This is a genomic window from Pseudomonas sp. TE3786 (assembly GCF_054057335.1).
In genome coordinates this window covers 185,499-198,030 of the sequence record NZ_JBSRZF010000007.1, presented here as the reverse complement: position 1 = coordinate 198,030, position 12,532 = coordinate 185,499, and the positions used below count along the sequence as shown (strand labels likewise).

Genomic DNA, 12,532 nt, shown 5'->3' with positions numbered 1-12,532 from the left:
CGAGGCACCTGGGTCCCCGCCTTCGCGGGGACGACGGAGATATATCGAAGCTCACCGTCATCCCAGCGAAGGCTGGGATCCAGAATCTCGAAGGTGACTAAGCGTTCAGCTCCAACCTTCCCCCCGCACACCCCGACACACAGGGCATGATCCATTGCCCACTGGCCCGTTCGGCATCGGACAGATACTGATCGCGGTGCTCGATCTCACCGCTGACCACAGCGGTCATACACGCCCCGCACATCCCCATCCCGCATGACGTCGGAATGCTTACGCCGACCCGCTCCGCCGCTGCCACCAACGTTTCCCCGGCCTGCACCGTCACACATTTCCCGCTGCGTGCCAGCACCAACTCCGCCGCTTGCGAATCGCTCACCACCGGTGCGTGAAAGTGCTCCTGAAACAACGAACTCACCGGCCAACCGCGCTGGCCCGCCAACTGTTGCACGCGGCTCATAAACCCATCTGGGCCACAGGTGTAGAGCTGGCTGCCGGCCTGCCACTCGGGTAGATGTTGATCGAGATAAGTGCCCACCCCGGCAGCAGCTAATCCAGTGACCAGACGTACTGCCGGGTCATCCCGGAACTGTTCGATAAACGCGCTATGCGCCGCACTGCGCGCAAAGTACAGCAACTGCACCGGCCGCCGCTGCGCCCGGCATTGGCGGTACATGGCCAGCAAAGGCGTCACACCAATCCCCGCCGCCACCAGCAACACCGGCCCGCTGCCAGGCTGCAGGGGAAACAGATTGCGCGGCGCACTGATGCGCAAACGATCGCCCACCCGCAGCTGCTGATGCAGCCAGCGCGAACCGCCGCGTGAGTCGTCGGCATGTTTGATCGCCAAGCGCAGGCAGCCTTCGTCGGCCAGATTGGTCAGGGAATATTGGCGCACCACACCGCTGCCCATTTGCACATCCACGTGGGCACCCGCCTCCCAACTGAAAGGCAACGGGCTGGCATCGGCCATGCACAGCTCGACGGCGAGAATGCCTTCGGCTTCTTCGCGCAAGCCGCGGGTTTTCATTTCCACCCAGCTCATCGGCGCACCCCGGCGCGGCGTTGCAGTTCAAGCACCGCGGCGCTGGCCTGACGGCTCAGTTCCATCAGGTCCAGCCCTGGCACCTGATCATCGGCCACCACCCGCCGACCACCCACCAGCAAGGCGCGCAGGCTGGCGCGACCGCCGCTGGCGACCGGGCCGATAGCCATATCGTGCAGGCCGAAATAGCGCGGGTCGTCGAGGCGGTAGATGGCGATATCTGCCGCTTTACCCACCTCAAGGGTGCCGAGATCGTGCAGGCCCAATACCTGAGCGCCACCCGCCGTACCCCAGCGCACCACATCCTCGATGCTGGCGGCATCGGCACCGCCTTCGAACTGACCGCCGGCATACTTGGGCTGGGCCAATTCGCCTTTGCGTGCCCGTTGCAGCAACCAGGCGGCGTGGGTTTCCGACAGCATATCGGCGGCCTCGTTGGAGGCCGCGCCGTCCACACCGATGGAGATCGGCACACCGGCCGCTTCCAGTTCCGGCAGGTTGGCGATGCCGCTGCCCAGACGCCCGTTGCTTTGCGGGCAATGGGCGATGCCCGTGCCCGTCTGGCCCAGCAGCTGGATTTCTTCTGGCAGCAATTTCACCAGATGGGCGAACCACACATCGGGGCCGAGCCAATCCTGCTCGGCGCAGAACTGCACCGGGGTCATGCCGAATTTGGCTTTGGCGGCGTCCAGGTAGTCCACGGTTTCGGACAGGTGACTGTGCAGGCGCAGGCCAAGCTTGCGCGCCACCTGGGCGGTCTCGCGTAATTCGCTCGGGGTGGTGGAATGCAGGGTGGTGGTTGGAGCCATAACGATACGGCGCCAGGCATCGCCGGCGGGGTCGTGGTACAGCGCAGTCAGGCGCTCGACATCGGCCAGATAGGCATCGAGTGTTTCCGGGCGCAAGGCTTGCGGGAGTTCCGCTTCCAACTGGCGTGTTTGCGTGCCACCACCACGGCAAAGGACAAACCGCAGGCCCAAGGCATCGGCTTCTTCGAACAGAATCGCCGCGCTGTCGAAGGGCATACCGGGGTAATACAGGTAATGGTGGTCGGCCACTGTCGCGCAGCCGGAACGCAGCAGCTCCAGCAGACCGATACGCGCAGCCAGACGGAAACTGTGCTCATCAAAAGCACCGCGAAACCGGTATGGCGTAGCGGCGAGCCACGGGGTAAGGGTCTGGTTGAGGCCCTCGGGTTCGCCCTTGAGCAGCGACTGAAACAGGTGGTGATGGGTGTTGATCCAGGCCGGATAGATGACGCAATCGCGGGCGTCGATCTGCGCCTCACCGGGTTGCGGTTCGAGCTGGCCGATGGCGGTGATGCGGCCATCGACAATGCGCATGTCCGGGCCGGCATGGCGGGCTTCAGCACCGCGTTTGCCGGTGAGGATGGCGCTGGCGTTGCGGATCAGCCAGGTGGTGTTGGTGGTCATGTTTTGCTCCGAAATCTTCGATCATCGCGGCTGAAGCCCCTCCCACAAGGGAACGTATGTCTCTGTGGGTGGGGCTTCAGCCGCGAGCTGTTGTTCTTAGCCCTGCTCACTCTCATGCCAATGCCCAAGGCTATAGCGGGCCAATGCAGCCATCAGGCTGAACAGCAGCACCCCGGTCAGGGCAATCAACACCAGGGCGGCAAACAAGCGCGGAATATTCAGCTGAAACCCGGCTTGCAGAATCTGATACGCCAGGCCCGCGCCCGTGCCGCCAGTGCCGGCGACAAACTCGGCCACCACCGCGCCGATCAGCGCCAACCCACTGGCAATCCGCAGCCCGCCGAAGAAGTACGGTAGCGCACTGGGAATGCGCAAGCGCACCAGGGTTTGCCAGCGGCTGGCGCGGTTCAGGCGGAACAGGTTGAGCAGCCCCGGATTGACACTACGCAGCCCCAGCACCGTGTTGGAAATCACCGGAAAGATCGCCACCAGCGTGGCGCAGATCACCAGCGCCAGGGTGGCGTTGCTGCACCAGATAATGATCAGCGGGGCGATGGCCACCACCGGGGTTACCTGCAACAAAATGGCGTAGGGAAACAGGCTGGCCTCAATGATGCGGCTTTGCACAAACAGAAACGCCGCCAACACACCCAGCACCACCGCCAGGGCAAACGACAGAAAGGTGATCTTCAGGGTGACCCACAGCGCGCCCAACAGCATCGGCCCGTCGCTGATCAGCGTGCGGCCGATATCCGCCGGGCTGGGCACCAGGTACACCGGCACCTTCAGCGCCACGCAGAGCAGTTGCCAGAGACCCAGCAACAGCGCGCCGACCAATAGCGGCGCGAGGATATTTTGTACCGAGGGGTTGGCCAGCCAGGGTTTGCTTTCAGTGCTCATGACCTTCTCCATTTGCCTGCGCCAGCAATGCCGACAGCTGCGCGCACTGCTCGATAAACGCCGCCGAGGTGCGGAACGCTTCGTCGCGTTCCTGCGGCCCGTCGATCTTCACATCGGCAATCACCCGCCCCGGCCGCGCGCCCATCACCACCACCCGCGAGGATAAAAACACCGCTTCGTAGATGCTGTGGGTAACGAACACCACGGTCAGATCACGCCGCGCCCAGAGCTGGCGCAAGTCGCTGTCCAGACGGTTGCGGGTGAACTCATCCAGCGCGCCGAAAGGCTCATCCATCAGCAACAGATTGGGCTCGGTGGCCAGAGCGCGGGCAATCGAAGCGCGCATCTGCATACCGCCAGAGAGTTCACGCGGATACACCCCACCGAATTTGCCCAGGCCCACCAGCTCCAGCGCGGCCTGTACCCTGGGTTCGCTTTCCTCGCGCTTGATCCGCGCCAGGTCCAGGGGCAGACGCACGTTGTCGGCGACCTTGGCCCAGGGCATCAGCGTGGCTTCCTGAAACACCATCGCCAGCTTCTGTTGCACGCTGTCGCTATTGATTTCGCCTTTGCCCCACCAGCGCACATGGCCGGCCGACGGCTGTTCCAAGCCGGCGAACATTTTCAGCAGCGTGCTCTTGCCGCAACCGGATGGGCCGAGCAGCGAGACAAACTCGCCACGACCAATCTCCAGTTTCATTTTCTGCAGCGCATGGGTGCCGTTGCCGTAGGTTTTCTCCACCTGATTGGCCAACAGCACCGGCGGCTCTTCGTTAACCGGCAGGTTGAGGGCGGCGTTCATAGTGGTGTGCCCAGTGGGCGGAACTGCTCTTCTTCGCCGTGCTTTTGCAGCAGTTCGAAAAGCATCTTGCGCATGATCAGCCCGGGCTTGTCCGACTCCATATGAAACTCCACGCGCCGACGGGTATCGACGCAGGCGTCGTAGTCGGTGGCTTCGAGAATCTCTTTGTCTTCCAGGGTGATCGGCGCATCCCAGGCGATCAGCTCTTCGGTGCTGCACGCCTCTTCGCTGTCATTGCGGTACAGCCACTGCACCAGCTGAATGCGCTTGTCGTCGATGGGCGTCGCGCAGTTGTAGATGATGTGGTGCAGACCGCTGTCCGGGTAGGTGCAGCCAAAGCGCCGCACGAACGGCAGGTGCCAGCGGTTGAACAGGTGGCGAGTGGTGGTCGGCGCGTCGGTGCCGGTCACGCGGTGGCCGGCCGCTGGATTGTTGATCGGCACGATGGTCTCGGCCTCGAAGCCCCACTCGTTTTGCTCGAGCAAATACTTCGACGGTTTGGGCTGGCTGAGCATGCCGAAGTTGGCCTTGTGCACAAAGCTGAAGTGCGAGTTATCGAAGGAGTTCTCCATAAACCGCAGCGGGCTGGTTTGCCATTCTTCGTAGAACTGGAAGATACGCCGGTACTGCGGCTGGCCCTCTTCGTCGAAGTGCGGAATCGGTTGCAGCGGGTCACCGAGGCAGACCCACACGTAGCCGTATTTTTCCTGGCAGTGGTAGGCGTCGGTGCGCGCGCCCGCAGGAATCGGCGCGTTGTCGGCCTGCTGCGGAATGCACACGCAAGCGCCGCTCTGGTCATAGCGCCAGCCGTGGTAGCCGCAGACGATCACGCCGTCATCGACCCAGCCTTTGGACAATTGCGCGGTGCGGTGGCAGCAGCGGTCGGCCAGGGCCACCGGGCCTTCCTTGCCCATAAACAGAACGATGCGCTCGCTGAGCAAAGTGAACGGCTTCGGGCCATCGGCGAGCATGCTCACCGGCATCAGGGCATACCAGAAGCGGCGCAGTACGGGTTGTTGGGTCACAAGCATGGCGAATTCCTCATCGGATCTTTTCACGCCCTCGCTCTATGGCGGGGCTCTCGAATCGTCTTACTGGGCAGCGACTTCAGCGGCGGCAGGCAGCACTTTCAGCTCACGGACAAAACGCGTGTCGTAGGCTTTTTTCCAGTCGGTGTCGGCGCTCAGCAGGTTGGCCTGCACCATAAAATCGCGGGTGGCCTGCCAGCGGGCGTCGGTCATGGTGCCGATGCCCTGGGTGGCTGCATCACCGCCTTCCACCAGGTGGTATTCCTTGAGCTTGGCCACTCCCCAGGTCAGTAGTTCGTCGTTCATGCTCGGGTTGTCCTGCTTGATCAGCTCGTTGGCCGCTGCGGGATCGGCAAGGTAGCTTTTCCAGCCTTGCATGCTGGCGCTGACAAACCGTTGCAGCACTTCCGGGCGGCTGGCGATCACGTCCTGACGGGTAACCAGCGTCGAACCGTAGGGTGGGTAACCGGCATCGGCGAAGAGGAAGAAGTTGGCTTTCTCACCGGCCTTCTGCGCCTGGAACAGTTCCGAAGTCGGGTAGCCCTGTTGCGCGGTATCCGGGTCGGCAAAGAACGGTTGCAGGTTGAAGGTGTAAGGGCGGGCCTGGGCATCGGTGAAGCCGTATTTGCCTTTCAGCCACGGCCACCAGGTGGTCTGCCCGGAGGTGGAGACGAGGATTTTCTTGTCCTTGAGGCCATCCAGCGAGGTGACGTCAGCGTGGGTCAGCATGCCCTGCGGGTCACCCTGGAATGGCGCGCCAATGGCCACCACCGGCAACCCCTGCTGCACGCTGGCGAGCACTTGCAGGTCGTAGTTGATGATCACATCGGCCTGCTTGTTCAGCAGCAGCTGCATGCCGTTGACCTGCGGGCCGCCCATGCGGATTTCCACATCCAGGCCGTTGGCCGCGTAGATGCCTTTGGCTTTGGCCTGGTAGAAACCGCCCTGCTCGGCCTGGGCATACCAGGAGGTGAGCAGCACGATCTTGTCGTTGGCCTGTGCACTCAGGCTCAACAGGATGGAAGCGGTGGAACCCAAGACGATGCACGCTTTCAAGGCAATGTTCTTCATGGCGAAGTTCTCTCTAACGGAGGGCACATAGAAAAGCCGCGCCCGGTGCACGGCGCACAGGGCTGCGAGGGAAACCGGCAGGGAAGCTGGAAACGGCAAATACGCGGCAACGAGTCACCCGCAGGGCCAGGCCTGTGGATGGGAGCGTCATGAGGTAAAGGCAAAAACGGTTCATGGCTGACCTCTCTCTCGTCCGGGCAACTGCCAGGATCAAGCACCCGCATACCGGGTGTGCGACCGGGTGGCCGCAAGAGCAATGTCCTACGTCGAATGAACTGCCTCGACGCTAACCGCTTCTACTCGGAACTGGTCTTTGCAGAGGCTGTGCCAACCTGAGTGAAACGCCGACCGCAGCTGCGTTTGTTGACCAACGGGACAGCTGGAACGCCGAGGGATGGCCAGCGCAGCGGCAACAAAAACGCGCACACTCGCCGCAATCATGCACAAGGACGGTGCACCACCAACACTTCCTACGACATCCGCAGCTTTTTCTGCGCCATGCGCTTGTAAGCGGGCTGCCGCCTGGGTTATCTCTGCACAGGCTCCCCATCCTCAACGGTTCGGTTGTAGTTATGAACTTCGAAGTCCCCGCGCACACCGCCAAAAACACCGGCAAACCGGCCGGGCGTATTCGCCAGAAAAACGAAGAAGCGATTCTGCTAGCCGCCGAGGAAGAGTTCGCTCGCCACGGTTTCAAAGGCACCAGCATGAACACCATCGCCCAGACCGTCGGCCTGCCCAAGGCCAACCTGCACTACTACTTCAGCAACAAGCTGGGGCTGTACCTGGCGGTGCTGAGCAATATCCTCGAACTGTGGGACAGCACCTTCAACACCCTCACCGCCGATGACGATCCGGCGGTGGCGCTGGCTGCGTACATTCGCGCCAAGATGGAGTTCTCGCGGCGTCAGCCGCTGGCCTCGAAGATCTTCGCCATGGAAGTGATCGGTGGCGGCGAGTGCCTGACCGAGTACTTCAACCAGGATTACCTGACCTGGTTCCGTGGCCGTGCCGCGGTGTTCGAAGCCTGGATCGCCGCCGGCAAGATCGACCCGATAGACCCGGTGCACCTGATCATTCTGCTGTGGAGCAGCACCCAGCATTACGCCGACTTCAACCAGCAGGTGTGCCGCCTGACCGGGCGTAAAAAGCTCAGCAAGGAAGACTTCAGCGTTGCCAGCGACACCCTGATTCACGTCATCCTCAAAGGCTGCGGGCTGACGCCGCCAAGCGCCTGATGCCCCTTAGCCTTGCCCAACCTTGCGAGTACCGCGAGGAAATCAAAAAGAGCCGTTTCATCACCTTGGCCGCGCCGGTTACCAGCGCCGCCGAGGCAATGGCGTTTATCGAAGCCCATAGCGACCTGGCTGCCACCCACAACTGCTGGGCCTGGAAGGTCGGCCAGCAGTACCGCTTCAGCGACGACGGCGAACCGGGCGGCACAGCCGGCCGGCCGATTCTGGCGGCCATCGAGGGCCAGGATTGCGATCAGGTGGTGGTGCTGGTGATCCGCTGGTACGGCGGCATCCAGCTCGGCACCGGCGGCCTGGCGCGCGCTTATGGCGGCGGAGCGAGCAAGTGTTTGCAGGCCGGGGAACGGCTGGAATTGGTCAGCAGGGTGAGCTGTGCGTGCCACTGCCAGTTCGCTGAATTGCCCATTCTGAAAGCGCGTTTGGCTGAGTTGGAGGCGCTGCTGGAAAGCGAGGAGTACGACGGCGAAGGGGCGCAGCTGCAGATCGCCATTCCTGAGGCGCGCTTTGCGAAATTGCAGAAACTGCTGGCGGATATCAGCCGAGGGCGGATCGTTTTGCAGCGCCTGTAAAAGAGCATCGCGGCTGAAGCCGCTCCTATGGTTTGTGCAATTCGCAAGGATTGTGCGGTCTCGCAGGAGCGGCTTAAGCCGCGATGAAGCAGCCCCCAATCTCCGCGCACCACCCTGGTGCCCGCCCTCATCCAGAAAAATCTTTCACCCCCTCTAGCACCGGTTTCTGACCCACTGGCCAAGTTTTTGCTTATAGCTGCCTCAGTTGTCTTTTTCCGAGTCAGTGATCATGTCCAGTTCCCCTCCTGTTCCGCGCTTGCAGTTGCAAGGCATCACCAAGCGCTACCCCGGCACCCTGGCCAACGACCGAATCGACCTGTGCATCGAGCCTGGGGAAATCCATGCGCTGCTGGGCGAAAACGGCGCGGGCAAAAGTACGCTGATGAAGATCATCTACGGCGTCACCCAACCCGATAGCGGCAGCCTGGTGTGGCAGGGCGAAGCGCTGAAAATGCGTGACCCGGCCATGGCCCGAAACCTGGGCATCGGCATGGTGTTCCAGCATTTCTCGCTGTTCGAAACCCTCACCGTGGCCGAGAACATCGCCCTGGCCATGGGCACCGAGGCCGGTACACCCAAGCAGCTCGAACCGAAAATCCGCGACGTCTCGCAGCGCTATGGCATGGCCCTGGAGCCCCATCGGCTGGTGCACAGCCTGTCGATTGGCGAACGTCAGCGGGTGGAGATCGTTCGCTGCCTGATGCAGGACATCAAGCTGCTGATCCTCGACGAACCGACCTCGGTGCTCACCCCGCAGGAGGCTGATGAGCTGTTCGCCACCCTGCGCCGCTTGGCGAACGAGGGCTGCAGCATTCTGTTTATCAGCCACAAGCTCGGTGAAGTGCGCGCCCTCTGCCAAAGCGCCACGGTGCTGCGCGGCGGTCGGGTATCGGGGCACTGCGTGCCGGCCGAGTGCTCGGACCTGGAGCTGGCCAAACTGATGGTCGGTGATGCCGAAGGGCTGGAAAGCAGCTATCCGAAAGTCAGCGGCGGCCGCGTGCGTCTGCGGGTCGACGACCTCAACTGGCACAACATCGACCCCTTTGGCACCTCGCTGAGCAATCTGCGCCTTGAGGTGCGCAGCGGTGAAATCGTCGGCATCGCCGGCGTGGCCGGCAACGGCCAGGACGAACTGCTGGCCCTGCTCAGCGGCGAGGTGCGTCTGCCCCGTGGCGAGCGTGAGCGCATCAGCCTGGATGATCAGCCGATTGCCAACCTGTATCCCGACGCCCGCCGTCAGCGCGGCCTGGCTTTTGTCCCGGCGGAACGCCTGGGCCACGGCGCGGTGCCGGATATGTCGCTCGCCGACAACGCCCTGCTCACCGCCTTCCAGCAAGGTTTGCTGAGCAAGGGCCTGATCAAGCGCGCCAAGGTGCTGGCCTTTGCCGAGGAAATCATTCAACGCTTTGCGGTGAAAACCCCGAATGCCGAGACACCGGCCCGCAGCCTGTCCGGCGGTAATCTGCAGAAATTCATCCTCGGCCGGGAAATTCTCCAGCAGCCGAAACTGCTGGTGGCCGCACACCCGACCTGGGGCGTCGACGTCGGCGCTGCAGCGGCGATTCACCGCGCCCTGATCGCCCTGCGCGATGCCGGCGCGGCGATTCTGGTGATCAGTGAAGACCTCGACGAGCTGTTCCAGATCAGCGACCGCCTCGGTGCCCTGTCCAGCGGCAGCCTGTCGCCCCTGGCCGCCACCGCCAGCACCACCCCGGCCGATGTCGGGCGCTGGATGGCCGGCCAATTCGCGCCGCAGGCGCCCCACCTTTCCCCCGGTTCCAGCGCCAGCAGCGCTGCCACCCTGAGCTGACGGAGCACCCCATGTTGTTATCCCTGGAACCGCGCGGCCAGCAATCACGCGCCATGCTCTGGCTGTCACCGTTACTGGCCGCCGTGCTGACGCTAGTGTGCGGCTCGTTGCTATTTTTAGTGCTGGGCCTGTCCCCAGTGAAAACCCTGCATACCCTGCTGATCGCGCCCATCAGTGACTGGTACGGCGTTTCGGAATTGCTGGTCAAAGCCCTGCCGATTCTGCTTTGTGCCTTGGGCCTGGCGGTGGCTTACCAGGCGCGCATCTGGAATATCGGTGCCGAAGGCCAGCTGCTGCTCGGTGCCCTGGCCGGCAGTGCCGTGGCGGTGCACATCATCGATTGGGAAAGTCGTTGGGCGCTGGTCTGGGTGCTGGTCGCCGGGACGTTCGCCGGTGCCGCCTGGGGCGGGCTGACGGCGTGGCTGCGCACGCAGTTCAACGCCAATGAAATCCTCACCAGCATCATGCTCAACTACATCGCCCTGAACCTGCTGCTGTACTTCGTCCATGGCCCGCTCAAGGACCCCGAGGGCTACAACTTTCCGCAATCGGCGATGTTCGGTGATATGGCCCGTCTGCCGCTGCTCAGCGACGACGGCCGTATGCATGCAGGCATCTATTTCGCCTTGCTGGCCCTGGTGGCGATCTGGGTGCTGCTGCAGAAAAGCTTTCTCGGCTTTCAGATCAAGGTGCTTGGCCTCGACCGCCGCGCCGCCGGCTTTGTCGGTTTCCGGGAAAAAAGCCTGGTGTGGTTTGCCCTGCTGGTCAGCGGCGCATTGGCCGGCCTGGCGGGCGTCAGCGAAGTGACCGGGCCGATTGGCCAACTGGTGCCGCAGGTATCGCCGGGGTACGGCTATGCGGCCATTACCGTGGCCTTTCTCGGCCGCCTCAACCCGCTGGGCATCGTGTTCGCCAGCCTGCTGATGGCGCTGCTGTATATCGGTGGCGAGAGCGCCCAACTGAGCCTCAACCTGCCCCAGGCGATTACCCAGTTGTTCCAGGGAATGATGCTGTTTTTCCTGCTCGCCTGTGACGTGCTGATTCTCTATCGGCCGCGGGTCAATGCGCGCTGGAAACGTCGTCTGGTCGCCACCCCGGCCGTCGCCTGAGCCCGAATAATTTGTGGAGCAACACCTGATGGATCTCGATCTGTTAAGCAACATCCTGTTCGCCATGGCCCGCACCGGCACACCGCTGCTGCTGGTGGCGCTGGGCGAGTTGATCTGTGAAAAAAGCGGCGTGCTCAACCTGGGGCAGGAAGGCATGATGCTGTTCGGCGCGGTGGTGGGGTTTATCGTCGCGTTCAGCACCGGCAGCCTGTGGCTGGGCGTACTGCTGGCGATTGCCGCCGGCATGCTGTTGTCGCTGCTATTTGCCGCGGTGGCCCTGGGCTTTAACGCCAACCAGGTGGCAACGGGTTTGGCCCTGACCATCTTCGGGGTCGGGCTTTCCTCCTTTATCGGCGCGGCCTGGGTGGGTAAACCGCTGGCCGGCTTCGAGCCCCTGGCGATTCCGCTGCTCAGCGAAATCCCGCTGATCGGGCGCATGCTGTTTGCTCAGGATGCGTTGATCTACCTGTCCTTCGCGCTGTTCGCTCTGGTCGCCTGGGTGCTGCTGAAAAGCCGCATCGGCCTGATCATCCAGGCCGTCGGCGAAAACCCCGACGCCGCCAGCGCCATGGGCCTGCCTGTACTGCGCGTACGCACTCTGGCGGTGATGTTCGGCGGAGCCATGGCTGGTTTGGCGGGCGGCTACCTGTCATTGGCCTACACCCCCATGTGGGCAGAAAACATGACCGCCGGCCGCGGCTGGATCGCCCTGGCTCTGGTGGTGTTTGCCAGCTGGCGGGTATTGCGCGTACTGCTCGGTGCCTACCTGTTTGGCTTGGCCAGCATCATTCACCTGGTCGCCCAGGGCATTGGCCTATCGGTGCCCTCCAACCTGCTGGCGATGCTGCCGTATGTGGCGACCATCCTGGTGCTGGTACTGCTGTCGCGCGACGCCATCAAGACCCGCTTGTTTGCCCCAGTGTCCCTTGGCAAGCCTTGGCAGCCTGGGCATTAAGAGCTCGCGGCTGAAGCCCCTCCCACAAGGAAGTGCGAACCATGTGGGAGGGGCTTCAGCCGCGATCACTTTCAAGCCAAACCGCGTCCCACAAAGGATAGTCGCCTAGTTTGCTTACCAAACCAGCGCGAAGCGGGTTGGCAACCACATATCGGGCAACGGTCAGTAAATCTTGCTCACGCCTGATCGCCCTGTCGTGATAGCCGTCTTGCCAGAGCGCTCCGGTTGTTCCGAGCAGGGCGTTAACCCGCCGCGCACTACGACCCTTAACCTGGCGCATCAACTGGTTCGCCGTACAATTACGCAACTCAACCAGCCAATGCAGATGGTCAGGCATGACCACCCAGGTTAGCGACTTAACCAGCCCCTCATCATGAGCACGGCGTAACTCGGCAACGACCAATCGACCTGGCGCAAAGCCCGAAAACAAAGGGCGCCGCCCCTGTACGGTAGCGGTTAACAGGTAGATACGGCCGGTTTCTGAAAACCTGCCCGCACGTAGGTCTGCTGATCTGGGCATTCCAATACCTAGCTAGAAATTGAGGTGGGGCTAAAGCAGG

Annotated in this window: 12 protein-coding genes; 5 read left to right on the top strand and 7 right to left on the bottom strand. The window is 62.7% G+C overall.

The window, feature by feature from the left end; translation table 11 throughout:
* Nucleotides 1-97: 97 nt before the first annotated feature.
* The 6 genes from ACVW0Y_RS10780 to ACVW0Y_RS10755 form a co-directional block, all read right to left on the bottom strand.
* Nucleotides 98-1,042, bottom strand: coding sequence for a PDR/VanB family oxidoreductase (locus ACVW0Y_RS10780; protein WP_457438153.1), 945 nt, complete (start codon nucleotides 1,040-1,042; stop codon nucleotides 98-100).
* Nucleotides 1,039-2,475 carry an amidohydrolase family protein gene (locus tag ACVW0Y_RS10775; RefSeq protein ID WP_457438151.1) on the bottom strand — a complete coding sequence of 479 codons (1,437 nt, stop codon included), beginning with the start codon at nucleotides 2,473-2,475 and terminating at the stop codon, nucleotides 1,039-1,041. The genes ACVW0Y_RS10780 and ACVW0Y_RS10775 overlap by 4 nt, the downstream gene beginning before the upstream one ends.
* Before the next feature lie 96 nt (nucleotides 2,476-2,571).
* Nucleotides 2,572-3,300: an ABC transporter permease gene (locus ACVW0Y_RS10770; RefSeq protein ID WP_457438204.1), complete on the bottom strand. Its 729-nt coding sequence runs from the start codon at nucleotides 3,298-3,300 to the stop codon at nucleotides 2,572-2,574.
* Nucleotides 3,301-3,364: 64 nt separating this feature from the next.
* A complete protein-coding gene (locus ACVW0Y_RS10765) occupies nucleotides 3,365-4,177 on the bottom strand; it encodes an ABC transporter ATP-binding protein (RefSeq protein WP_457438149.1) in 813 nt (270 codons plus the stop codon).
* A complete protein-coding gene (locus ACVW0Y_RS10760; protein ID WP_457438147.1) occupies nucleotides 4,174-5,208 on the bottom strand; it encodes an aromatic ring-hydroxylating dioxygenase subunit alpha in 1,035 nt (344 codons plus the stop codon). Before ACVW0Y_RS10760 ends, ACVW0Y_RS10765 begins: the two co-directional genes overlap by 4 nt.
* A 60-nt stretch (nucleotides 5,209-5,268) precedes the next feature.
* Nucleotides 5,269-6,276, bottom strand: coding sequence for an ABC transporter substrate-binding protein (locus ACVW0Y_RS10755; RefSeq protein WP_457438145.1), 1,008 nt, complete (start codon nucleotides 6,274-6,276; stop codon nucleotides 5,269-5,271).
* Between the two features lie 572 nt (nucleotides 6,277-6,848).
* Here ACVW0Y_RS10755 and ACVW0Y_RS10750 point away from each other — a divergent pair.
* The 5 genes from ACVW0Y_RS10750 to ACVW0Y_RS10730 all read left to right on the top strand — a co-directional run bounded on the left by ACVW0Y_RS10750 (nucleotide 6,849) and on the right by ACVW0Y_RS10730 (nucleotide 11,972).
* On the top strand, nucleotides 6,849-7,514 hold the full coding sequence (locus ACVW0Y_RS10750; RefSeq protein ID WP_457438143.1) for a TetR/AcrR family transcriptional regulator: 666 nt from the start codon (nucleotides 6,849-6,851) through the stop codon (nucleotides 7,512-7,514).
* Nucleotides 7,514-8,098 carry an IMPACT family protein gene (locus ACVW0Y_RS10745; RefSeq protein WP_457438140.1) on the top strand — a complete coding sequence of 195 codons (585 nt, stop codon included), beginning with the start codon at nucleotides 7,514-7,516 and terminating at the stop codon, nucleotides 8,096-8,098. Before ACVW0Y_RS10750 ends, ACVW0Y_RS10745 begins: the two co-directional genes overlap by 1 nt.
* Nucleotides 8,099-8,327: 229 nt before the next feature.
* Nucleotides 8,328-9,908: an ABC transporter ATP-binding protein gene (locus ACVW0Y_RS10740; RefSeq protein ID WP_457438138.1), complete on the top strand. Its 1,581-nt coding sequence runs from the start codon at nucleotides 8,328-8,330 to the stop codon at nucleotides 9,906-9,908.
* A gap of 11 nt (nucleotides 9,909-9,919) precedes the next feature.
* Complete coding sequence (locus ACVW0Y_RS10735; protein ID WP_457438136.1) at nucleotides 9,920-11,017, top strand: ABC transporter permease; 1,098 nt, start codon at nucleotides 9,920-9,922, stop codon at nucleotides 11,015-11,017.
* Nucleotides 11,018-11,045: 28 nt separating this feature from the next.
* Nucleotides 11,046-11,972, top strand: a complete 927-nt coding sequence (locus tag ACVW0Y_RS10730; RefSeq protein ID WP_457438134.1) for an ABC transporter permease — start codon at nucleotides 11,046-11,048, stop codon at nucleotides 11,970-11,972.
* A gap of 55 nt (nucleotides 11,973-12,027) precedes the next feature.
* On the opposite strand, the gene ACVW0Y_RS10725 is transcribed toward ACVW0Y_RS10730, so the two are convergent.
* A complete protein-coding gene (locus ACVW0Y_RS10725; protein WP_457438132.1) occupies nucleotides 12,028-12,492 on the bottom strand; it encodes an REP-associated tyrosine transposase in 465 nt (154 codons plus the stop codon).
* Between the last annotated feature and the right edge of the window lie 40 nt (nucleotides 12,493-12,532).

Coding starts and splice junctions, on each gene's coding strand:
- ACVW0Y_RS10725 (WP_457438132.1), bottom strand. CDS start 12,492: ATGCCCAGATCAGCAGACCTACGTGCGGGCAGGTTTTCAGAAACCGGC.
- ACVW0Y_RS10740 (WP_457438138.1), top strand. CDS start 8,328: ATGTCCAGTTCCCCTCCTGTTCCGCGCTTGCAGTTGCAAGGCATCACC.
- ACVW0Y_RS10745 (WP_457438140.1), top strand. CDS start 7,514: ATGCCCCTTAGCCTTGCCCAACCTTGCGAGTACCGCGAGGAAATCAAA.
- ACVW0Y_RS10780 (WP_457438153.1), bottom strand. CDS start 1,042: ATGAGCTGGGTGGAAATGAAAACCCGCGGCTTGCGCGAAGAAGCCGAA.
- ACVW0Y_RS10755 (WP_457438145.1), bottom strand. CDS start 6,276: ATGAAGAACATTGCCTTGAAAGCGTGCATCGTCTTGGGTTCCACCGCT.
- ACVW0Y_RS10775 (WP_457438151.1), bottom strand. CDS start 2,475: ATGACCACCAACACCACCTGGCTGATCCGCAACGCCAGCGCCATCCTC.
- ACVW0Y_RS10735 (WP_457438136.1), top strand. CDS start 9,920: ATGTTGTTATCCCTGGAACCGCGCGGCCAGCAATCACGCGCCATGCTC.
- ACVW0Y_RS10730 (WP_457438134.1), top strand. CDS start 11,046: ATGGATCTCGATCTGTTAAGCAACATCCTGTTCGCCATGGCCCGCACC.
- ACVW0Y_RS10760 (WP_457438147.1), bottom strand. CDS start 5,208: ATGCTTGTGACCCAACAACCCGTACTGCGCCGCTTCTGGTATGCCCTG.
- ACVW0Y_RS10765 (WP_457438149.1), bottom strand. CDS start 4,177: ATGAACGCCGCCCTCAACCTGCCGGTTAACGAAGAGCCGCCGGTGCTG.
- ACVW0Y_RS10750 (WP_457438143.1), top strand. CDS start 6,849: ATGAACTTCGAAGTCCCCGCGCACACCGCCAAAAACACCGGCAAACCG.